Genomic DNA, 21495 nt, shown 5'->3' with positions numbered 1-21495 from the left:
GCACATACCAGGCCCGATCGCCGGGATCGCGACGAATCCCCGGGGCCGCACCCCACGGAGCGCGGCCCGGGGCACGCCGCGGGAAACCAGGCTTGAGGGACCAATATTGGCCCCTCAGCCCTGGCTCGACTCCCCGCCCGGCACCCAGTTCCCGTGCAGGCCCAGCGGCACCCGCACCGGCAGGTGAACGCGGGCGACGGGCTCTCCGGTGAAGTCCTGGGCGGCGAGGACCACCAGGTCCGTCGCGCCCCGGTCCGGGTCGTGGACGTACGCCATCAGGTACCCGTCGTCCTCCGCCGTGGGCGACTCGGCAGGGACGAACACCGCCTCGCCCACCGCCCCGTCGCGCCCGAACTCGTGGGCCTCGACACTCCCCCGGACCAGGTCGTGCTTGAGCAGGGCGTTGCTGAAGCCCTCGTCCGGGCGGTCGTCCCCTGGCCCGGCCGGCGGCGCGTACAGCTCGACGGCGGCCGTGTAGCCGTAGCGGTGGGGGCGACCTGTGTGGCGCGGGTTGAGGCGTGGAAACTCCTGGACCCGGTCGTCCAGGCGCTCCTCGCGCACCGTTCCCGCCGCCAGGTCGATCGTCCAGCGGTCGAGCGTGGGCCGGCTCGCACCGATGTCGCGCAGGTCCATGCCCGGCGGGTGCCGCACGACGTCCACCACCAGCACGTCCGCCGTCCGCTCGTACGCGTTGAGGGTGTGCCCGACCAGGTGCGGCGCCAGCTCGAACCACCGCACCGCACCGCCCTCGCGCGGCATCACCCCGACCCGGGCGGCGCGCCGCCCGTCCCAGGTGAAGGGCACGCCGGTGGCCAGGTGCGCCGCGCTGAACACCACCGGCGTGTCGTACAGCAGCACGAACCGCTCGGTGAGCCCGAAGTCGTGCATGTACGGGTTCCCCGGCACCTCGACCAGTGTGCTGCGCCGGACCGCACCGCCGGCGTCCATCACGATGTGCTGCACGTGCTCGGAACCGTAGCGGAAGGCCAGCGAGTGCAGCTCCCCGGTGTGCGGGTCGAGGATCGAGTGGGCGTTGGCGCTGTACCCCTCCGGCGTGGCTCCCAGCCCGCACGGCCCCACCGTGTCCAACTCGTAGGTGAGTTCGTACGGGCGGATGCCGCCCTCGATCAGCGCGTAGGTGCGCCCGGCGAGGCCCGCGACCTGCACGTTGGGGGAGATGTCCAGCCGCTCGTCGACGGGCGTGCCACGGCGGGGCTCGCCGAGCCGGTCGGCGACCGCGCCGGAGCGGACCCAGCGGTTGCGGTACCACTCGGCGCGCCCGTCCCGGATCCGGACGCCGTGCACCATGCCGGCACCGAGGGTCCACAGGTGCGCGGCCGGGTCCTCGAGGCCCAGCGGGTTGGGGCCGTTGCGCAGGTAGCGGCCGTCGAGGTGGGCCGGTAACCGGCCGGTGACGGGCAGGTCGTAGGCGGTGACCTCCTCGGCCACCGGGGCGAAGTTTCCGGACAGGTAGCGGTTGCGGCTCGTGCCGTCGGTACTCACGGGATCGACCTCTCGTCGGGTGACTGGGCGCCGGCGCCGAACGCCCGCCCCAGTGCGGCCATCAGTGCCTCGTAGCGCGCCCCGGCCTCGTCCGGTGCGAAGTGGCCGGCGAGCTCCAGGCTCACCGCGCCGTGGGTGGCTGCCCAGAAGAGCTTGGAGACCTCGTGGGCGTCGCCGGGCCGGAAGGCGCCGGCGGCCATGCAGGCGTCCACGGCGGCCACCGAGGCGCCGAACGCTCCGTCCGCCACGGCCAACGCCTCGTCGCTGGGCCGGAATCCGGGCGCCGGCTGCTCGAACATCACGCGGTAGTAGGCGGGTTCGGCGATCGCCAGCTCCCGGTAAGCGCGACCGAGCTCGGTGAGGTAAGCCAACGGGTCGCTCCCGCGCGGGACTTGCTCCTGCGCCCGGCGCAGCCGCGCGAAGCCCTCACGGTACAGCGCGTCGAGCAGCCCCTCCTTCCCGCCGAACATCGTGTACAGCACCTTGGTCGAGGAGCCGATCTCGGCGGCGATCCGGCGCACGGTCAGCGCGGCGGGACCTTCGGCGACAAGGAGGGAGATGGCGCGGTCGAGGATCACGGCGCGCACGGCGTCCTGGCCGGCCCGATGCGCGTCCTGGTAAGGCGTGCTCATGGGTAACAACGTAACCGATGGGAAACAGTGTTACCAGCCTTCCGGGGAGTCGACTCCCGGCGGCCCGTCGAGCAGTCGACCGTCCGGCTCCGCACGGGCCCGCCGTCCGAGCGCGTCCCGGCCCGGGCGAGCGGGGCGGGCAGACCGAGCGGACCGACCCGCGCGCCAGCCGTCCGCCACGGCACGCCAACCCTTCGCCATGGAGCGACAGTTGACCAGGACCGCCGAAGCACCCGATCTCCGCGTCGGGCTGAGCCGACCGGGTAGACCTCGGCCCCGGACAGTGCGCGTACGCCCGGTCGGCTCGTTCTGCTGTACATGCCCCCCTCAATCCCGACGCCATCGCCCTGGCCCGCGATCGACACCATCCGGAGGTTCCCGTGGCAGTAATCGGCCGTGCGACGGCCACCGTGGTCGCGCTGGGCATCCTGCTCGTCCCGGCGGCCGTCACGGCGGGCACCGACCTGCCACCCGAGCCCGGTGCGGGCTGGTGGGAGGTGTCGGCCACCGCCGCCAACGTCCGGGTCGACCACTTCGGCGAGGAGACCGTCGTCGGACTCGCCCGTTCGGGTGACCGGGTCGAGGTGGTGGACACCTGGACCTCGCCGCTCGGCGCCCGCTGGGCGAAGGTCATGGTGGTGCGCAGCCGAATCTCCGGCTGGGTCCTGTGGTCCTTACTGGCGCACAGTGACCCGTCCTCGGAACCGTAGAATCCGCCTGTACACATCAGGAGGGATTTCGCGTGTTCCGAGCGCAGCGTCCGCGCACCGCAGAGCTGACCCCGTGGCAGGGAGAGGGGCCGGTCAACGGCGTCGCCCTGCTGCTGCCGGGCGGATTCATCCGCAGTCGGCGCGCACCGCTGAAGGTCGCCGAGCTCGGCCTGCGCGACCTCGCCGTGGAGCTCACCGACCGCGGCCGGGCGCACGGGCTCGCGGTGCACCTGCTGCGCTACCGCCACGGCGGCTGGAACGGCGCCGACGCCGACACCGCCGTCGACACCCGCTGGGCGCTCGACGAACTCGCCCGGCTGTACCCGGGCGCACCCGTCGTGCTGATCGGCAACTCGCTGGGCGGGCGGGCCGCGTTCTGGTGCGCCGGACACCCGTCGGTGGTCGGCGTCGCCGGGATCGCGCCCTGGCTGCCCAGCGGCGACCCGGTCGACCAGCTGGCCGGCCGGCGGGTGCTGATCGTCCACGGCACCGGGGACCACAGCTCCGCCGGCGCCACCCAGTCCCTGGAGTACGCGCTGCGCGCCCGGCCGGTCGTGCCGGACCTCGCGCGGTACGAAGCCCCGGGCGCCAACCACCTACTGATCCGCGAGTCCCGCGACATCAGCGCTCTGACCACCGCCTTCACCCTCGCCACCCTGGGCGCCGAGCCCGCCCCCCTGATGGCGGGGGCGGTCTGCACCCGGCTCCCCGCGCGCGTGTAGCCCCTCTCCCTCCCACTTCCCGGGCCTCCCCTGCCGATCGACAGGGGAGGCCCGGCCGTCTTCCGGCAGGATTCTGCCGATCGGCACATGCGCGAACCAGGCCCCGACGATCAGTCTTGGAGGCACCACGACGGCGGCCATCCGGGCCACCGCGAAGGGGGGCCCACCGTGTTCCGCGAGCGCACTCTCCACCTCCGCACCACCGAGGCGCACCCGAACAATCGCCAACTACGCCTTCTCCGGCACAAGTCAGCCCGCCCCCCGACGGCACCGAAGAGCACACGACCGCCTCCCCCGCGCCCTGCCGGACGGCGAACTCCCGCCGCCCCGGCAGCCGCAGGATCCGCCCCACCCTGCCAGCCGAGAGGAAGCCGCATGATCACCGTCCCCGACGGGTTCGCCCGCACCACCGTCGACCGCGCAGGCGCCGCCGGTTCGGCCTGGATCGCCGAACTCCCCGGCCTCGCCGCCGAGCTGCTGGAGCGCTGGGGCTGCGTGCCGGACGGCGAGCCCACCCACGGCGGTGTCGGCCTGATCCTCCCGGTCCGGCAGGGCACGGGACGCGCGGCCGTACTGAAGGTCTCCTTCCCTCACCCGGGCAACGTGCACGAGCCGGACGCCTTCGCGGTGTGGGCGGGCCAGGGCGCCGTCCGGCTGCACGAACGCGACGACGAGCACTTCGCGATGCTGCTCGAACGGGCCGGCCCGGCCACGCTCGCGGAGGTCCGGGACGGCGACGAAGTACCGACGGTCGCCGGGCGGCTCGGCTTGCGGCTCGCCGTACCGGCGCCACCAGGCCTGCCCCGGCTGAGCGAGCGGGCTACGGACTGGGAGGCCCGGCTACGCGACGACGCGGCCTCCCTGCCCCATGCCCTGTCGGCCCGCACGGTGGGCGCCGCCCTCGCGACCATCCACGAACTCGCCCGCTCCCAGCCGGATGTGCTCGTCCACGGCGACCTCCACCCCCGCAACATCCTGCGGGCGGAGCGCGAGCCCTGGCTGGCCGTGGATCCCAAGGGCTACGCAGGGGACAGGGCCTACGACGGCGGCACCCTGCTCAAGGTCCACACCCTGACGCTGCTCGGCTCGACGGACCTGCACCACACGGCCCTCCGCGCACTCGACGTCTTCGCCGAAGCCGCCGAGCTCGACCGCGAACGCACCCGCCGCTGGGCCCAACTCCACGCCGTCCAGGCCGCCTTCCAGGGCCGGCGCAGCGGCTTCCGGCGTGCCCGCGGCGGCCCCGAACTCGACCTGCTCATCCGCTACGCGGACGGGCTCGCCGAAGCCCTCACCCCGACCTGAGAGCCCGCCCCAACCTGACCAGCCCGCGACGGCCCTCCGTCCCGACAGTGAAAGGAGCCGACCCCGACAGCACCGAGACCTCGTTCGCCGCCGTGCCTCCGGCTGCGCACGCGCCGGCGCCCGGAATCGCGTTGGCGGTCGGCGGCCCGTGGTGCCTATGGTCAGGGGATGACCACTCGAACCTTCCGCATCATGGTGCGCGGCGTCTTCGACGGCCTCACCGACGAACAGCGCGCCGAACTGCTCGCCGCCGCCCCCGAGCACGACGTGCTGCGGGCCGCCTTCACCCGCGAGGGCCACCTGAGCTACGACCTCTCCGCGCGGGCCGCCTTCACCTTCCGCTTCCTCGACGAGGGCGAGGCCGAGGAGGACATCCTGGAGGCCACCGAGCGGGCCGAGCAGTCAGCACAGCGCTGGCTCGACGAACGCGGCTACGGCTACAAGAACCTCCGCTCCCAGGCCGAGGACCTCTCCCAGGCGCCGCTCGGCAAGCGTCAGCGCCGCGCAGCCGGCACCGCGCACTGACCCGACCGACCCCCTCCCCCTTCGCCACCTCCTTGACGGCTCCCTTTCGAGATATACTTGAGCAGTCAAGGAGGTGGCAATGACAGACCACTCGGACCGGACCGAGCAGACCGACCCCGCCCACACCACGCCGGCCCCCAACCCCGACCCGCTGGACACCGCCCTGCGGCTCGTCCGCGCACAGACCGCCGTGGTCAAGCGCTTCGACGCGAGCCTCAGCAGCCTGCACGGCGTCAGCCTGGCCGACTTCACCATGCTGCTCCACCTCTCCCAGGCCCCCGGCGGCCGGATGCGCCGGGTCGACCTCGCCGAGGCCCTCGGGCTCACCGCCTCCGGCGTGACCCGTGGCCTCGCACCGCTGGAGCGGATCGGCCTGGTCAGTCGCGAGGCCGCTGCCCGGGACGCCCGGGTCGCCTACGCCGCGCTCACCCCGACCGGCCGTGAGCGGCTCGCCGAGATGCTGCGCACCGCCCGCCATGTGGCCGCCGAGCACTTCGCGGCCGAGCAGTGGAGCGCCGAGGACCTCGGCCTGCTGTCCGCCCTGCTCACCCGCGTCGGCGGCACCGCCCCCGGCCAGCGCCTCGGCTGACCGGCCGATCCGCCCGCCCCACCGCGGGCCCCCATCCCGGACCCGCACCGGCAACCCCCGCCCCACCCACCGCGCACCCCCACGTCCTAGGCTGGTCCCGCACCGGCGGCACCACCAGCACTACCCACACCACCGGCACCACCCGCACCACCCCACCCCGCGAAGGGCGGCACCATGACCGACACCCCCGGCACCGGGCCCGGCCTGGAGCCCGGCCTCGCCGAGGCCCAACGCGCCCACTGGCAGCGGACCTACACCGCCAACCCGGGGATGTACGGCGAGCGGCCCTCCGCCCCGGCCGAGTACGCGGCCGAGGTGTTCACCGCCGCCGGGGCGCGGGACGTGCTGGAACTCGGTGCCGGCCACGGACGCGACACACTGCACTTCGCCCGGGCCGGCTTCCGCGTGGTGGCCGCCGACTTCAGCCCGACCGGCCTGGAGCAGCTGCGTTCCACCGCGGCGGAGCAGGGCCTGGCCGACCGGCTCTCGGTCCTCACCCACGACGTCCGCGACCCGCTGCCCCTCCCCGATGCCTCCGCCGACGGGGTCTTCGCCCACATGCTGCTCTGCATGGCCCTCTCCACCGAGGAGATCGAGGCGCTCGTCGCCGAGGTCCGCCGGGTCCTGCGCCCGGGCGGCACCTTCGTCTACACCGTCCGTCACACCGGCGACGCCCACTACGGCGCCGGCAGCGGCCACGGGGACGACATCTGGGAGCACGGCGGCTTCGCCGTCCACTTCTTCCCCCGCGAGCTGGTCGACTCGCTCGCCGCCGAGGGCTGGAGCCTGACCGAGGTCCACCCCTTCGAGGAGGGCGACCTGCCCCGCCGCCTCTGGCGCGTCACCCAGCAGACCTCTCGGGAGACCTCTCGATGAGCGCACCCGACACCGCCGCCCCCGACCTCACCGTCGACGGCACCGGCCTGCTCTGCGTCCAGCTCCTGCTCCGGCTGCGCGCCCGGATCGCGCACCTCCCCGCCGGCGCGGTGGTCCACATCCACACCACCGACCCCGCCGCCCCGCTCGACCTCCCCGCCTGGTGCCACCTGACCGGCCACGAGTACCTCGGCCGGATCCCGTACGAGGCCACCGACCGCGAGGTGTACGCGCTGCGCCTCACCTCCGCCCCGGTCCAGACCCGCCCCGACCGCCCCTGGCACCCGGCCCCCACAGCCGACTGACCGGTCTGCCCGTCCCCGTCGGCGGGCCTCACCGCCCGACCCCGTCGCCCGGAAAACCCCGCGCGCCCGACGCCGCCACCGGGACAGACTGCGCCCATGCCCGCAGCCGGCCCCACACCCGCATCTCCGCCCCCACTCACCACCGCCAACCACCTCCTCGGCCACCCGCCCGAAGCCCGTCTCCTGCTGCTCAACTGCGACGACCTCGGCCTGGACGAGTCCGTCAACCTCGCCGTGATCGACGCCGTCCGGAACGGCATCGCCGCCTCGTGCAGCCTGATGACGCCCTGCGTCGCCGCGCCGCACGCGCTCGGGCTGCTGCGCCGACACCCGGAGGTCCCCTTCGGCGTCCACCTCACGCTGGTCTGCGAGTCCCCGGACCGCCGCTGGGGCCCGCGCGCCGCCCGCGACCGAGTGCCCTCCCTCCTCGACGCCTCCGGCGAGTTCTTCGCCCCCACCCCCGCCGGGCGCGCCGCCCTGCTCGCCCGGGCCCGGATCGACGACGTGGAGCGCGAGTTCCGCGCCCAGATCGACGCGGTGGCGGCGGCCGGCCTCGCCCCGACCCATCTCGACTTCCACTGCCTGGCCGACGGTGGCCGCGAGGACGTCCTCAACCTCACCCTCTCCCTCGGCGCCGAGTACGGCCTGGCGGTCCGGGTCTGGCTGCCGCCCGCGCTGGCCCGGATGCGCGAGCGCGGGCTGCCGGTGGTGGACCACGGTTTCCTCGACAGCTTCACCGTCCCCCTGGACGACAAGCCCGCCCACTACGCCCGCCTGCTCGCCGCCCTCCCGCCGGGCCTCACCGAGTGGGCCCTGCACCCCGCCCTACGCCCCGCCCTACGCCCCGCCCCGCACCCCACCATGCACCCCGCCCCGGACGACGGTCGGCGCGTGCGGCACACCGACCACGCGTTCCTCGTCTCCCCCGAAGCGCGCCGGCTGCTCACCGAGCACGGCATCACCGTCCTCGGCTACCGCACGCTCCAGGAGGCCTGGCAGCGAGCCCGGGAACGGCTCACGGCCGAGCCCCCCGGGCCGCCCGGTGTGCCACGATGAGGAGTCACGAACACCCCAGTGCCACAGGGAGGTTGACCGCCGTGGACCCGATCATCAGCTGCCGCTGGCAGGACCGGAACGGCGAGTGGGCCCTGACCGTCGGCCACAACGGCGACGGCTGGGAACTGCTCGCCTCGGCCCCCTACTGGTCGGAGTCGATCCCCTTCGCGAACCCGGACGAGGTCCGCCGACTCGCCCAGGCCCTGCTGGACCTGCCCGCCGAGCCCGAGCCGTACGAGTTCGAGTGGCAGCTCTCCCGCCCCGGTTCGACCGCCGCCCGGGGCGAGCAGCAGCCGCACTTCGCGACCTTCGCCGTCGGCCTCGACCCCACCGACGACCACCGCCCGTACCTCGCCTACCAGTCCTACTACGACCTGGGCCGGGCCACCGGACTCGGTCTGGAGGTGATCTGCGAGGACCCGCCGATCGACCACCTCCGCGCCCAGGCCCACGCCTTCCTGACCACCTACCCCGGCCCCACCCGCCGGTAGGCCGCACCGCCGCTGCCGTCCGCCGCGGCCCCACGGCCGCGCACACCCCCGCGCACCGGCTCACCCCACGGCGCGCACCGCCCAGTCCACCTCAGCCGCCCAACTCTCCGGCGCAGCCCAACCGTTGACGACCGCCAGCAGCTCCAGGTACCGCTCCCGCCGAGGATCGGCCATCGCCCTCAGCCGCTCCGCCAACCGGTCGCGCACCGCCCCGGCGTCCCCCGGCACCGCCCCCGCGCACCACTGTCCGTACCGCTCCACCAGCGCCGCGACGACGGCCGCCGCCTCCGCCGACCCCGGCTCCACCCCGGCCGCGACCGCCGATCCGGCCGACTCCCGCACCGCCACCGCCAGCCCTGGCTTCGGCAGCCCCGCACCGCCCGCCGCCTCCGCAGAAGTCGCCTCCGCAGCCTCCGCCTCGGCGAGCCCCCGCAGCAGCGCCCGGAACCCCGCGTCCCCCGCCATCCGGGCCAACTCCACCCAGGCCTCGACCTGTTCGGGCGACGGGTCCTCCGGCAGCTCCGGCGTCAACGAGCGCGCCACAGCGGCGAACCGCCCACCGCGGCCCACCCCTCCGCGATCGCCCCGTCCGCCATCGCCCCGTCCGTCGCCGCCCCCTCCGCCGTCGATCCCGTCGAACACCGCCGCCAGGAACTCCCCGACCAGGCGCCCCCGTTCGTCCTCCGTGAGCCGGGCCAACCGGTGCACGCGCGTCAACTCCTCAGGTGTCGACCCGAGCCTGGCCACCACCCCGAGCACCGCCCGCCGCAGCCGCAGCACCCGGATCTGGAGGTCGATCGCCTCCGCCTGCACGGCGGCGGCGTCGGCCGGCGTCAGTTCGCGCTCCACCACCCGCCGGATCGCGGGCAGTCCGAGCCCGAGTTCCCGCAGGGTGCGGACCAGCTCCAGGCGCGCGACGGCGTCGGCGCCGTACCGCCGGTGGCCGGCCGGGTTGCGGCCGGCCGGCGACACGATCCCCCGGTCCGAGTAGAAGCGGACGGTCTTGACCGTCAGCCCCGTCCGCCGGGCCAACTCACCGATGGTGTACACCGTGTCGCCGTTCATGGCCACCACCCTGCTACCTCCCCCTACGGGAGGTGCAAGCCCCGGCCGGAGGCGACCCCTTCCGGAGGCGACCCCGGCCGGGACGGCGACACCCGAACGGCCTCAGGCAGTACGCCGCAGCAGCGCCAGGTACATCGCGTCCGTCCCGTGGAGGTGCGGCCACAGCTGCACGTCCGGCCCCTCGCCGAGCGCCGGGACGCCGGGCAGCAGCGGCCGCGCGTCGATCCACTCGACCCGGCCGCCCTCGCCCCGCAGCACGTCGTCCACGACCGCGCGGGTCTCCGCCAGGTGCGGCGAGCAGGTCGCGTAGCCGACCACGCCGCCGACCCGGGTGGCCTCGATCGCCGAGCGCAGCAGGTCCCGCTGGAGCGGGCCGAAGGCGGCGACGTCGGCCGGCCGGCGCCGCCAGCGCGCCTCCGGGCGGCGGCGCAGCGCACCGAGGCCGGAGCACGGCACGTCGACCAGCACCCGGTCGAAGCCGCCGGACCGCCAGGCCGGGCGCGTCCCGTCCGCCGCGATCACGGTGTACGGGCCGGGGTTGCCGTCCAGAGCCCGCGCCACCAGCCGGGCGCGGTGCGGCTGCTTCTCGCTCGCCACCAGCCCCGCACCCCGCTCGGCGGCCAGCGCGCCGAGCAGCGCGGCCTTGCCGCCGGGGCCCGCGCAGCCGTCCAGCCAGAGCCGGTCCGGCCCCTCCAGCGGCGCGGTGGCCAGCGCCAGCGCGACCAGCTGGCTGCCCTCGTCCTGCACGCCCGCCCGGTTCTCCTGCACCGCCGTGACCGAGCCCGGGTCGCCGCCCTCGGCGAGCCGCAGCGCGAACGGGGACCAGCGGCCCGGCTGGGCCTCCGGCAGCACGTCGGCCAGCTCGCCGACGGTGGCCCGGCCGGGGCGGGCCACCAGGGTGACCTCGGGCCGCTCGTTGTCGGCCCGCAGCAGGTCCTCCATCGCGGTGCGCCCGGAGGCGTCCGGCTGCCAGCGGCCGAGCGAGTCCCAGAGCGCGGAGACCACCCAGCGCGGGTGCGAGTGCACGACCGCCAGGTGGTCCTCGGCGTCCTTGTCGTACGGCGGGGCGACCTGCTCGATCCAGGTGTCCAGGTCGTGGGCGCTGATCCGGCGCAGCACGGCGTTGACGAACTTGGCCTTGCCGTCGCCGAGCACCACCCGGGCCAGCTCGACGGTCGCCGAGACGGCCGCGTGGCTGGGGATGCGGGTGGTGAGCAGCTGGTGCGCGCCGAGCGAGAGCACGTCCAGCACCGGCGGGTCGACCTTGCCGAGCGGCCGGTCGATGCAGGCGGCGATGATCGCGTCGTAGGTGCCCTGCAGGCGCAGGGTGCCGTAGACCAGTTCGGTGGCGAGGGCGGCGTCGCGCCGGTCCATGCCCTTCTGCTCGGCCTCGCGGAGCAGCGAGGGCAGGATCAGGTTGGCGTACGCGTCGCGCTCGTCGACGGCGCGCAGCGCGCGGAACGCGACGATCCGGGCCGGGTCCTTCTTCGGACGGCGGTGCGGGCGGGGGGCGCGCTTGGCGCTGGGGGTGGTCACAGGTGCCTCAAGGTGCTGCGGTACTCAAATGAATCAGGTACACGAACGGATCAGGTACACGAACGATCAAACGAACAGTACGGATCAAACGAACAGTAACGCCAAACCGGAGCGTCAGCCCCCGAAGCGCTCCCCCGCCTCCAGCCGCGCGCCCCGGGCCCAGTCGGCGGCCCGCATCTCCTTCTTCCCCTGCGGCCGCACCTCCCCGAGCTCGACGTCGTGGCTGCCGGTGCCGACCCGGACGCTGTTCTTGCCCACCATCGCGACCTCGCCCGGCGCCAGCTCGGTGGAGTCCGGCAGCAGCCTGACCGGGCCGGTGACCTTCAGCCGCTCGCCCCGGAACTCCGTCCAGGCGCCCGGCGCCGGCGCGCAGCCGCGCACCACCCGGTCGACCCGCAGCGCGGGGTGGTTCCAGTCGATCCGCGCGTCCTCGACGGTGATCTTCGGCGCGAGCGTGACACCCTCGGCCGGCTGCGGCACGGCGTGCAGGGAGCCGTCCTCGATGCCGTCCATGGTGGCCGCGAGCAGCCGCGCGCCGGAGAGCGAGAGCCGGGTGAGCAGCTCGCCGCTGGTGTCGGCGGGGCGGATCTCCTCGGTGATCACGCCGTAGACCGGGCCGGAGTCCAGGCCCTGCTCGATCAGGAAGGTGGACGCGCCGGTGACCTCGTCGCCGGCCAGCACGGCGTGCTGGACCGGGGCCGCGCCGCGCCAGGCGGGCAGCAGCGAGAAGTGCAGGTTGACCCAGCCGTGCTTGGGGATCTCCAGGGTGCCGGGGCGCAGCAGCGCGCCGTAGGCGACCACCGGGCAGCAGTCGGGGGCGAGCTCGGTGAGCCGGGCGACGAAGTCGGGGTCGCTGGGCTTCGCCGGCTTGAGGACCTCGATCCCGGCCTCCTCCGCGCGCTGGGCGACGGGGCTGGCGACCAGCTTGCGCCCACGCCCGGCCGGTGCGTCGGGGCGGGTGACCACCGCGACGACCTCGTGCCGGTCCGAGGCGAGCAGGGCGTCCAGGGCGGGAACGGCGACCTCGGGGGTGCCGGCGAAAACGAGACGCATCAAGTGCCTTTCTGCAAACGGAAGTCGAAACGGAGGAGCGGACGAACAGAGATGCCGAACGGCCTCAGCGGGCGGAGCCGAAGGTGCTGTGCGGCGAGACCTTGACCACCGGGGCCGGCCCGCCGCCCCAGTCCGTCTCCCGGATCGCCTTCAGCGCGGCCTTGCGCTGTTCGCGGTCGAGCCGGTCGATGAAGACGATGCCGTCCAGGTGGTCGGTCTCGTGCTGTATGCACCGGGCGAGCAGCCGGGTGCCCTCCACCGTCACCGGATCGCCGTACATGTTGAAGCCCTTGGCCACCACGCCGTAGGCGCGCTTGGTGTCGTAGCGCAGCCCGGGCAGCGACAGGCAACCCTCGGGGCCGTCCTGCTCCTCCTCGCTCAGCGACAGGTCCGGGTTGATCAGGTGCCCGGTGACACCGTCCACGTGGTACGTGAACACCCGCAGGGAGACGCCGAGTTGGGGAGCGGCGAGACCGGCGCCGGGGGCGTCCAGCATGGTGTCGGTGAGGTCGCGGACCAGCTTGCGCAGTTCCTTGTCGAAGGTGGTCACCGGCTGGGCGGTGGACCGCAGGACGGGGTCTCCGAAGAGACGGATCGGCTGGATCGCCACGGGGTACGGGCTCCTGTCCGTAGGGGCGCGGGCTGCGGTCGGCCGCTGGTTCACCCGCCAGTCTATGCAACCCTCGCGGCCGCCCGCCGGGGGCTTCCCCGGGCCCGGATCGGCGGCCGGCACGGCCGACTGTGCCGAGCCGCGTTACCCCGGCCCCCGCTTCGGCGTTGGTCAAGAGAGATTGACCGTGGCCGGGCACACGGGACACCGCGTCCCGGCCGAGCGAACCGTACGGAAGGTGGCACGTAGGCCATGGCCGAGCAGATCAACCACGACGCCCGGGCGCGGGCGAGCCTGCACCTGCTGGTGCGGGACATCGAGCGGGTGAGGCGGCAGGTCGACGCGCTGCGGACGCTCACCGCCCAGTTGGGCAACGTCTACCGTCCGCGCCGACCGAGCACCTCGGCCGGCTTCGTGGTGTACGGGCGGGCGCCGGCGCCGACCGTGCGCCTGGCGCAGGAGCTGCGGGAGAGCGTGGAGACGCTGGTGGCGGCGGCGGTCGAGTTCGACCGGGCGCTGGGCTTCTCCTGGGACTCGGTGGGCTCCGCCCTCGGGGTCACCAAGCAGGCGGTGCACCGGCGCTACGGGATGCGCCGCCCGACCAGCGAACTCCTGGCCGCGAGCGGCGCCGTCCCGGGCCAGAGCCGCCCGGACCGCTCCGAGGAACTGCCCGCCGGCGCCGAGCGCACCGGGCTGGCCGCGACCGTCCCGGCGGCCCGCCAGGGCGGCCTGGACCGCGGCAGCCTGGAGCGCGGCAGCCTCGACCGCGGAGCCCTGGAGCGCACGGCGATCGACCGCACCGCAATCGACCGCGCGCCGATCGACCGCACCGCAATCGACCGCGCGCCGATCGACCGCACCGCGATGGACCGCGGCCCCCTGGACCGCACCCCCGTCGACCGCGGCACGACCGACCGCGGCACCCCCGTCGACCGCCCCCAGCCGGACCGCCCCGGCATCCCGCTGCGCGGCTGACCGAACCGACCGGACCGACCAACCCGACCGAACCGCCACACCGGGGCCGGAGGCCGAACCGGGGCCGAACCGGGGCGGGGTGGCCCACTCACCCCGCCCCACCCGGCGCTATCCGATCTCGGTCGGATCGATCCGCACGTCCAGACTCGCGGGCCCCCGCACGGCGGTCCGGGTGATCTGCGCGGCCTTGAGGGCCGCGGCCAGCGCGGCGCCCTGCCCGGGCGAGACCCGCAGCAGCGCTCTCTCCCGGTCCTCCCCCCGCACCTGCGGCAGCGGCACCGGCCCGAGCACATCGGCGCCCTCCGGCAGCTTGACGATGTCCAGCAGGTCCGCCACGACCTTCGGACTCCCCACCACCGAGGCCATCCGGGACACCGGCGGGAAGTGCAGTTGGGCACGTTCGTCCAGTTCCATGCCCGCGTGCCCGAACGGGTCCCAGCGCACCAGTGCCTGTACCGGACGGACGGTCGGTTCGGCGACGACCACCACCGTGCCGCCCTCCGCACCGGACCGCACCAGCGCGGCCGCCGTCAGCCAGCGGTGCAGCGCGTACTCCCCCGCCCGCAGATCGGGGAACGTGAGGAGCGACCACCCGTCCAGCAGCAGGGCCGCCGCGTACCCGGGACCCTCCTCCACCACGGGCTCGGCCCCCGGAGTCGAGATGATCAGGGACGGTTCGTTCGGCACGGTGGCGAGCAGCGTGTCCCGTCCGGAGACCCGTACCGGCACCCCGGGGAAGGCCCTGCCCAGTTCCTCGGCCGTCCGGCGCGCCCCCACCACCTGCGCCCGGAGCCGGAACGAGCCGCACTCGGGGCAGTGCCAGTCCGTCTCGTCCTTCCCGCACCAGCCGCAGTGCAGCGGAGCGTCCGCCGAGACCGCTTCCAGCGGCCCCTCGCACTGCCGGCAGCGGGCGGGTTCACGGCAGCGGTTGCAGGCCAGCCGGGGCACGTAACCGCGCCGGGGCACCTGGATCAGGACCGGACCGCCGGCGGCGAGCCCGTCCCGCGCGGCCTGCCACGCCACGGACGGCAGTCGCGCGGCCTGCGCCGCCGCGTCCCTGGCCTCGTCGCGGTCGGTGACCGTACGCACCGCGGGCGCCGTCTCCCGCACCGTCTCGCGATCCGCCACGATCGACCTGGCCCAGCCGCTGCTGACCAGTTGGGCACCCTCCACCGTCACCGAGTGGCCGCCGAGGAGCACCGCCGCGCCCGCCTCCGTCGCCCGGAGCAGCGCGACGTCCCGGGCGTGCGGATAGGGCGCGTGCCCGTCGCTGTGGCTGCTGTCACCGTCCGACCAGACCACCACCAGGCCGAGGTCGCGGACCGGTGCGAACATCGTCGCCCGGGTCCCGATCGCGGCGTGTACGGACCCGCGGCTCACGGCCAGCCATCGCGTGTACCGCTCGCGGGGGCCGAGATCGGCGGCGAGAACGGCGTGCCGCCCCTCACCCAGCAGTTCGGTGAGCGCCCGGTCCACCCGAGCGGTGGCCCGCCCGTCGGGCAGCACGACCAGTGCGCCCCGGCCGCTCGCCAGGGCGGCCGCCACGGCCCGGGCGATCTCGTAGGGCCATCCGCGCCCGGGCAGCGCCGCCCAGACGGCCCGCGGCGAGCCCCCGTTCGCGAGTGCGGCCAGGAAGTCCGGCCCCGCGGGGTACCGGGACCAGCCGCCCGGGGCCGGCGGGTCCGGCCTGGGACGGGACGGCGGCGAGGGCTCCGCCTCCGCCTCGCCGTGCCGGGGCGGTACGGCGAGCTGGAGGACGTCGGCCAGGGTGCCCGCGTACCGGTCGGCGACCGTACGGCACAGGTTCAGCAGCTCGGGTGAGAGCACCGGCTCGGGCGAGATGACCTGCGCGATCGGCGCCAGGGCGTACGGGTAGTCGGTCTTCGCGAGCCGCTCGACGATGAACCCGTCGTGGAGCGTCCCGCCCTGCCGTTCCCCGTTGACCAGTCGGGCCCCGAAGCGGACCCGGACCCGGACTCCGGGTTGCGCGGCCTCGTCCATGATCGCCGGAACCTCGTAGTCGAAGAACTGGTCGATACTCAGGACGCCCTTGTCGACCACGACCCGGGCGATCGGATTGTGTTCCGCCCGCTTGGCACCGCGCCACGTCCTGGGCTTGGCCCGCTTGACCGTCTCGCGGATGAACGCCAGCTGCTCTGGCTCCCCTGTGCTGCTCATCACTTCCCAGTACTACCAGGTCACACCGACAACGCACGAGGCGGCGCCCACCCCCGGACGGGGGCGGGCGCCGCCTCACTCAAGCTGTGCGTCAGTCCTGCACGGCCGCCTTCAGCTGCTCCACCCGGTCGGTGCGCTCCCAGGTGAAGTCCGGCAGCTCACGGCCGAAGTGGCCGTACGCCGCGGTCTGGGCGTAGATCGGGCGCAGCAGGTCCAGGTCGCGGATGATCGCGGCCGGACGCAGGTCGAAGACCTCGGAGACGGCCTTCTGGATGGCGAGGACCGGGACGGTCTCGGTGCCGAAGGTCTCCACGAACAGGCCGACCGGCTCGGCCTTGCCGATCGCGTACGCGACCTGCACCTCGGCGCGGCGGGCGAGGCCGGCGGCGACGATGTTCTTCGCCACCCAGCGCATCGCGTACGCGGCCGAGCGGTCCACCTTGGACGGGTCCTTGCCGGAGAAGGCACCGCCGCCGTGGCGGGCCATGCCGCCGTAGGTGTCGATGATGATCTTGCGGCCGGTGAGGCCGGCGTCGCCCATCGGGCCGCCGATCTCGAAGCGGCCGGTCGGGTTGACCAGCAGGCGGTAGCCCTCGGTGGTCAGCTTGATGCCCTGCTCGGCCAGCGCCTTCAGCTCCGGCTCGACCACGAACTCGCGGATGTCCGGGGTGAGCAGCGACTCCAGGTCGATGTCGCTGGCGTGCTGGGTGGAGACGACCACGGTGTCGAGGCGGACGGCCTTGTCGCCGTCGTACTCGATGGTGACCTGGGTCTTGCCGTCGGGGCGCAGGTACGGGATGGTCCCGTTCTTGCGCACCTCGGTCAGGCGGCGGGAGAGGCGGTGCGCCAGGGTGATCGGCAGCGGCATGAGCTCGGGCGTCTCGTCGGACGCGTAGCCGAACATCAGGCCCTGGTCGCCGGCGCCCTGCTTGTCCAGGTCGTCCGTGTCGTCCCCCTGGGAGGCACCCTCGACGCGCGCCTCGTACGCGGTGTCGACGCCCTGCGCGATGTCGGGCGACTGGGCACCGATGGACACCGAGACACCGCAGGAGGCGCCGTCGAAGCCCTTCTTGGAGCTGTCGTAGCCGATCTCCAGGATCTTGTCCCGGACGAGCTGGGCGATCGGCGCGTACGCCTTGGTGGTCACCTCGCCGGCCACGTGCACCTGGCCGGTGGTGATGAGCGTCTCCACGGCGACCCGGGACGTCGGGTCCTCCCGCAGGAGAGCGTCAAGGATGGTGTCGCTGATCTGGTCAGCGATCTTGTCGGGGTGTCCCTCGGTCACGGACTCCGAGGTGAACAGGCGGCGAGACACAGCGCTCCCTGGGGTTGCAGCGGCTGCTGACTGAAGTTCCCCGGGGCGACCCGGGGAACTCCGGAAAGACTTGATTCCTGGAGTCTAACCGTCTGCTTCCGCCGAACGTCACCCGCTTCAGAATTTCTCGAGCGGCGCGCGAACGGTTCCGATCAGTTGCCGCCCGTTTCCAGCCGCTTTGCCACCAGGTCCCAGATCACGTCCGCGAGGGCCTCCTTCGGGCCCACCGGAACGGCCGTCTCACTGCCGTCCGAACCCAGGACCACGGCCTCGTTGACGTCCGTACCGAAGGCCTTGCCGTTGCCCACCTCGTTCACGACGAGCAGGTCACAGCCCTTGCGGGCGAGCTTGGCGCGGCCGTTGGCGAGCACGTCGTCGGTCTCCGCCGCGAAACCCACGACCAGTTGACCCGAACGGGCCCGGTGGGCCGACAGCTCGGCCAGGATGTCGGGGTTGCGGACCAGGACGACGGGCGGCTGTTCGACCCCCTCGACCTTCTTGATCTTGCCGGTCGCGTACTCGGCGGGCCGGAAGTCCGCCACCGCCGCGGCCATGACCACGGCGTCCGCGTCCCGGACCGCCTCCAGCGCCGCCTCCCGAAGCTCCAGCGCGGTCGAGACGTGCACCACGTCCACCCCGGCCGGGTCCGGCAGCTCGGCATTGGCCGAGAGCAACGTCACCCTGGCGCCACGCGCCGCGGCCGTCGCGGCGAGCGCGTAGCCCTGCTTGCCGGAGGAACGGTTGCCCAGGTAGCGCACCGGGTCCAGCGGCTCCCGGGTGCCGCCGGCCGAGACCACCACGTGCCGGCCGGCCAGGTCGGTCGGCACCGGCCCGCCGCGGCGCAGCACGGCCCGGCAGGCGTCGAAGATCGCGGACGGCTCGGGCAGCCGGCCCTTGCCGGTGTCCTTGCCGGTCAGCCGTCCGACGGCCGGCTCCAGCACGATCACGCCCCGGCGGCGCAGCGTGGCCACGTTCTCCCGGGTGGCCGGGTGCTCCCACATCTCGGTGTGCATGGCGGGCGCCACCACGACCGGGCAGCGGGCGGTGAGCAGGGTGTTGGTCAGCAGGTCGTCGGCGAGGCCGTGGGCGGCCTTGGCGATCAGGTCGGCGGTGGCCGGGGCGACCACCACCAGGTCGGCCTGCTGCCCGATCCGCACGTGCGGCACCTCGTGGACGCGCTCCCAGGTCTCGGTGGCGGCCGGGCGCCCGGACAGCGCCGCCCAGGTCGCCTCGCCGACGAAGTGCAGCGCGGCCGCGGTCGGCACCACGGTGACCTGGTGGCCGGACTCGGTGAAGCGGCGCAGCAGTTCGCACGCCTTGTAGGCGGCGATCCCGCCGCTCACGCCGAGGACCACACGGGGGGCGTCCACAGTCACCTTCCAACCCTTCGTCCGAACAGGAACGCGCCCACCCTACGGCCCCTCGACGATCACCCGCACCGTGGTGCCGCCCACAACGCCGAAGGGCCCGGCGGAAACGATTCCGCCGGGCCCTCCCGGAAATTCAGCGACCGCCTCAGGCAGCCTCGATCGCCTCGGCGGTCAGCATGCCCGCGTTGATCTCGCGCAGCGCGATCGACAGCGGCTTCTCGTGCACGTGGGTGTCGACCAGCGGGCCGACGTACTCCAGCAGGCCCTCGCCGAGCTGGGAGTAGTACGCGTTGATCTGGCGCGCGCGCTTGGCGGCGTAGATCACGAGGCTGTACTTGGAGTCGGTGGCCTCGAGCAGCTCGTCGATCGGCGGGTTGATGATGCCCTCGGGCGCGGTCATGGAAGAGGACACGCTAAAACCTTCCGAAAAGGTGGAAAAGACAGACAGGTCAGGCTACACCGAGCAAGGCTAGCAGTTCGGCCGCTACCTGCTCGACGGAGGTGTTGACAAGGGTCGTGTCGAACTCGGTCTCGGCCGCGAGCTCGACCTTGGCCGCCTCCAGCCGCCGCTCGATCACGTCCTGCGACTCGGTGCCCCGGCCGGTCAACCGGCGGACCAGCTCGTCCCAGCTCGGCGGAGCCAGGAAGACCAGCTGCGCCTCGGGCATCGACTCGCGCACCTGGCGGGCGCCCTGGAGATCGATCTCCAGCAGCACCGGCTCGCCACGCTCCAACTTCTCCAGCACGGCCGCGCGCGGGGTCCCGTAACGGTTCCCGGCGAACTCGGCCCACTCCAGCAACTCGCCGTTGGCGACCAGCTTGTCGAACTCGTCGTTGTCGACGAAGTGGTACTGGACCCCGTTCTTCTCGCCGGGCCTCGGGTGGCGGGTCGTCGCCGACACCGAGAGCCAGACCTCGGGGTACATCTTCCTCATATGAGCGACGACCGTGCTCTTGCCGACCCCCGAGGGGCCGGAGAGCACGGTCAGCCGCGGACGCTCACTCATGCACCGATTATCCCGGATCGCGGGGGATCCTGGGACCACGGGGGCACGGTCAGGCGGCGCCACCGCCGAACTCCCGCTCCAGGGAAGCGATCTGGTTCGTACCGAGGCCGCGGACGCGGCGGCTCTCACTGATGCCGAGGCGCTCCATGATCTGCTTGGCACGGACCTTGCCGACGCCCGGAAGGGACTCCAGCAGGGCCGAGACCTTCATCTTGCCGATGACGTCGTTGTCGGCCTTGCCGGCCTTGATGACCTCGTGCAGGGAGGCGCCGGAGTGCTTGAGCCGGTTCTTGACCTCGGCGCGCTCCCGGCGAGCCTCGGCGGCCTTGGCGAGCGCGGCGGTGCGCTGTTCAGGGGTAAGGGGCGGAAGGGCCACGCCGTTCACCTCAGGGTGTGGATGGATGGATTGAGCTAGGACTGGTTCGGTACCGAGGACACCGTCCGCAAGAGGAACCACAAGGCCCTGACCTGCGGGAGCCACGGAAATCGCGGCTCGCCGATGACCTATCGCCGGACACTACCCGGATTGCGGCGCCACGTCAGGAAAAGAACACGAAAAGTCCTGGTCAGCCAAGGCCGACCAGGACTTTCCAGGGCAAAATGACCGCGATTGCGAGGCTTTGGCGGTGCCGATGTGACGGCGCTCACGTCGACTCCGCGGCCACCGCGCGGTCCTGCGGACACTCCGCAGGGTCACCGCGCGGCTACCTGAACGACGGGTTCCGCTACTTGACGGCCGACTTGGCGACCGAGTTGGCGGCCGAGTTGGCGGCCGACCCGACCGCCTACGCGGCGGCCCACTCGGCGCCCTACCTGACGGCGTCCGCGAACTCCCCGACGAAGCGCTCCGCCGCCTCCCGCAGCGCCGGCACCGAGGGCCCGTGCTTGAGCACGTCCCGGCTGACGCTCGGCACCACGTTGATCACCGAACCGCCGAACACCCGCGGCAGGTCCGCCATGGTCGCGCCCTGGGCGCCGATCCCGGGCGCCAGCAGCGGGCCGTTGATGGCCAGTTCCACGCCCGCGTCGGCCAGCGTCGCGCCGACCACCGCGCCGAAGGAGCCGAGCGGCGCGGCGCCCTCGTTCTCGGCCGCCAGCTGGCGCAGCACCGAGGCCGCGACCGGCTCGCCGTCCGCGCCCACCGCGCGCTGCACCTCGGCGCCCTCCGGGTTGGAGGTGAGCGCCAGCGCGAACACGCCGCAGCCCTGCTCCCGGGCCAGGTCCAGGGCCGGGCGCAGCGAGCCGAAGCCCAGGTACGGGCTGACCGTCACCGCGTCCGAGAACAGCGGGCTGGCCGGCGACAGGAAGGCCTCGGCGTACGCGGCCATGGTGGAGCCGATGTCGCCGCGCTTGGCGTCCATCAGGACCAGCGCGCCGGCCGCCCTGGCCTCCTCGACGGTCTTCTCCAGCACCGCGACGCCCTTGCTGCCGAAGCGCTCGAAGAAGGCGGCCTGCGGCTTGAGCACGGCCACCCGGTCCGCCAGCGCCTCGACCACGGTGCGGCTGAAGGTCTCCAGCCCGGCGAGGTCGTCGCCGAGCCCCCACGCGGCGAGCAGGGAGGCGTGCGGGTCGATGCCGACGCAGAGCTGGCCGCGGGTGTCGAGGGCCTGGCGCAGCCGGGCGCCGAACGGGGCGAGGGTCATGTCGTCCTTTCCAGAACCGATGGGGGTGT

At 73.8% G+C, this 21495-nt stretch carries 22 protein-coding genes and 1 pseudogene; 10 read left to right on the top strand and 13 right to left on the bottom strand.

The window, feature by feature from the left end:
• Positions 1 to 114: 114 nt before the first annotated feature.
• Both ACGF13_RS16610 and ACGF13_RS16605 read right to left on the bottom strand, forming a co-directional pair.
• Positions 115 to 1503, bottom strand: a complete 1389-nt coding sequence (locus ACGF13_RS16610; RefSeq protein WP_392874858.1) for a carotenoid oxygenase family protein — start codon at positions 1501 to 1503, stop codon at positions 115 to 117.
• Entirely contained in the window at positions 1500 to 2135 is a 636-nt protein-coding gene (locus ACGF13_RS16605) for a TetR/AcrR family transcriptional regulator (protein ID WP_392874855.1), read from the bottom strand. The genes ACGF13_RS16610 and ACGF13_RS16605 overlap by 4 nt, the downstream gene beginning before the upstream one ends.
• A 380-nt stretch (positions 2136 to 2515) precedes the next feature.
• Here ACGF13_RS16605 and ACGF13_RS16600 point away from each other — a divergent pair, with 380 nt between their 5' ends.
• The 9 genes from ACGF13_RS16600 to ACGF13_RS16560 all read left to right on the top strand — a co-directional run bounded on the left by ACGF13_RS16600 (position 2516) and on the right by ACGF13_RS16560 (position 8714).
• Positions 2516 to 2845, top strand: a complete 330-nt coding sequence (locus ACGF13_RS16600) for a hypothetical protein (protein WP_392874852.1) — start codon at positions 2516 to 2518, stop codon at positions 2843 to 2845.
• Between the two features lie 32 nt (positions 2846 to 2877).
• Complete coding sequence (locus ACGF13_RS16595; RefSeq protein ID WP_392874849.1) at positions 2878 to 3567, top strand: alpha/beta hydrolase; 690 nt, start codon at positions 2878 to 2880, stop codon at positions 3565 to 3567.
• A 375-nt stretch (positions 3568 to 3942) separates the two neighbouring features.
• Positions 3943 to 4872, top strand: a complete 930-nt coding sequence (locus ACGF13_RS16590) for an aminoglycoside phosphotransferase family protein (RefSeq protein WP_392874847.1) — start codon at positions 3943 to 3945, stop codon at positions 4870 to 4872.
• 168 nt (positions 4873 to 5040) lie between these two features.
• Complete coding sequence (locus ACGF13_RS16585) at positions 5041 to 5397, top strand: DUF6204 family protein (RefSeq protein ID WP_392874844.1); 357 nt, start codon at positions 5041 to 5043, stop codon at positions 5395 to 5397.
• 79 nt (positions 5398 to 5476) lie between these two features.
• On the top strand, positions 5477 to 5986 hold the full coding sequence (locus ACGF13_RS16580; protein WP_392874841.1) for a MarR family winged helix-turn-helix transcriptional regulator: 510 nt from the start codon (positions 5477 to 5479) through the stop codon (positions 5984 to 5986).
• Positions 5987 to 6160: 174 nt separating this feature from the next.
• On the top strand, positions 6161 to 6862 hold the full coding sequence (locus ACGF13_RS16575) for a class I SAM-dependent methyltransferase (RefSeq protein ID WP_392874838.1): 702 nt from the start codon (positions 6161 to 6163) through the stop codon (positions 6860 to 6862).
• Positions 6859 to 7167, top strand: coding sequence for a sulfurtransferase TusA family protein (locus tag ACGF13_RS16570; RefSeq protein WP_392874835.1), 309 nt, complete (start codon positions 6859 to 6861; stop codon positions 7165 to 7167). Before ACGF13_RS16575 ends, ACGF13_RS16570 begins: the two co-directional genes overlap by 4 nt.
• 96 nt (positions 7168 to 7263) lie before the next feature.
• Positions 7264 to 8223: a ChbG/HpnK family deacetylase gene (locus ACGF13_RS16565; RefSeq protein ID WP_392874832.1), complete on the top strand. Its 960-nt coding sequence runs from the start codon at positions 7264 to 7266 to the stop codon at positions 8221 to 8223.
• Between the two features lie 41 nt (positions 8224 to 8264).
• The gene (locus tag ACGF13_RS16560; RefSeq protein ID WP_392874829.1) at positions 8265 to 8714 is read left to right on the top strand and encodes a hypothetical protein; all 450 of its coding nucleotides are present in this window, start codon (positions 8265 to 8267) and stop codon (positions 8712 to 8714) included.
• A gap of 60 nt (positions 8715 to 8774) precedes the next feature.
• On the opposite strand, the gene ACGF13_RS16555 is transcribed toward ACGF13_RS16560, so the two are convergent.
• The 4 genes from ACGF13_RS16555 to def all read right to left on the bottom strand — a co-directional run bounded on the left by ACGF13_RS16555 (position 8775) and on the right by def (position 12978).
• Entirely contained in the window at positions 8775 to 9779 is a 1005-nt protein-coding gene (locus tag ACGF13_RS16555) for a MerR family transcriptional regulator (protein ID WP_392874826.1), read from the bottom strand.
• A 102-nt stretch (positions 9780 to 9881) separates the two neighbouring features.
• On the bottom strand, positions 9882 to 11315 hold the full coding sequence (locus tag ACGF13_RS16550; protein WP_392874823.1) for an RsmB/NOP family class I SAM-dependent RNA methyltransferase: 1434 nt from the start codon (positions 11313 to 11315) through the stop codon (positions 9882 to 9884).
• A gap of 114 nt (positions 11316 to 11429) precedes the next feature.
• A complete protein-coding gene (gene fmt / locus ACGF13_RS16545; RefSeq protein ID WP_392874820.1) occupies positions 11430 to 12368 on the bottom strand; it encodes a methionyl-tRNA formyltransferase in 939 nt (312 codons plus the stop codon).
• 64 nt (positions 12369 to 12432) lie between these two features.
• Positions 12433 to 12978: a peptide deformylase gene (def, locus tag ACGF13_RS16540; protein WP_392874817.1), complete on the bottom strand. Its 546-nt coding sequence runs from the start codon at positions 12976 to 12978 to the stop codon at positions 12433 to 12435.
• Positions 12979 to 13230: 252 nt separating this feature from the next.
• Here def and ACGF13_RS16535 point away from each other — a divergent pair.
• Positions 13231 to 13582: pseudogene (locus tag ACGF13_RS16535) on the top strand (hypothetical protein); the annotation flags it as partial.
• A 479-nt stretch (positions 13583 to 14061) separates the two neighbouring features.
• Here ACGF13_RS16535 and ACGF13_RS16530 read toward each other — a convergent pair.
• The 7 genes from ACGF13_RS16530 to pyrF form a co-directional block, all read right to left on the bottom strand.
• Positions 14062 to 16131 carry a primosomal protein N' gene (locus tag ACGF13_RS16530; protein ID WP_392874814.1) on the bottom strand — a complete coding sequence of 690 codons (2070 nt, stop codon included), beginning with the start codon at positions 16129 to 16131 and terminating at the stop codon, positions 14062 to 14064.
• A 91-nt stretch (positions 16132 to 16222) separates the two neighbouring features.
• Positions 16223 to 17446 carry a methionine adenosyltransferase gene (metK, locus tag ACGF13_RS16525; protein WP_392874811.1) on the bottom strand — a complete coding sequence of 408 codons (1224 nt, stop codon included), beginning with the start codon at positions 17444 to 17446 and terminating at the stop codon, positions 16223 to 16225.
• A 152-nt stretch (positions 17447 to 17598) separates the two neighbouring features.
• Positions 17599 to 18816 (bottom strand): bifunctional phosphopantothenoylcysteine decarboxylase/phosphopantothenate--cysteine ligase CoaBC, encoded by a 1218-nt coding sequence (gene coaBC, locus ACGF13_RS16520; protein ID WP_392874808.1) that lies wholly within the window; start codon positions 18814 to 18816, stop codon positions 17599 to 17601.
• Between the two features lie 145 nt (positions 18817 to 18961).
• Positions 18962 to 19228, bottom strand: a complete 267-nt coding sequence (gene rpoZ, locus ACGF13_RS16515) for a DNA-directed RNA polymerase subunit omega (protein WP_030240625.1) — start codon at positions 19226 to 19228, stop codon at positions 18962 to 18964.
• Positions 19229 to 19265: 37 nt separating this feature from the next.
• Positions 19266 to 19823: a guanylate kinase gene (gmk, locus tag ACGF13_RS16510; RefSeq protein WP_392874805.1), complete on the bottom strand. Its 558-nt coding sequence runs from the start codon at positions 19821 to 19823 to the stop codon at positions 19266 to 19268.
• Between the two features lie 49 nt (positions 19824 to 19872).
• Positions 19873 to 20199 (bottom strand): integration host factor, actinobacterial type, encoded by a 327-nt coding sequence (gene mihF, locus ACGF13_RS16505; protein ID WP_030056187.1) that lies wholly within the window; start codon positions 20197 to 20199, stop codon positions 19873 to 19875.
• Positions 20200 to 20632: 433 nt separating this feature from the next.
• Complete coding sequence (pyrF, locus tag ACGF13_RS16500; protein ID WP_392874803.1) at positions 20633 to 21466, bottom strand: orotidine-5'-phosphate decarboxylase; 834 nt, start codon at positions 21464 to 21466, stop codon at positions 20633 to 20635.
• Positions 21467 to 21495: the final 29 nt, after the last annotated feature.

The organism is Kitasatospora sp. NPDC048286 (assembly GCF_043201735.1).
GTDB lineage: Bacteria > Actinomycetota > Actinomycetes > Streptomycetales > Streptomycetaceae > Kitasatospora.
This window is presented reverse-complemented; position numbering and strand designations above follow the sequence as displayed.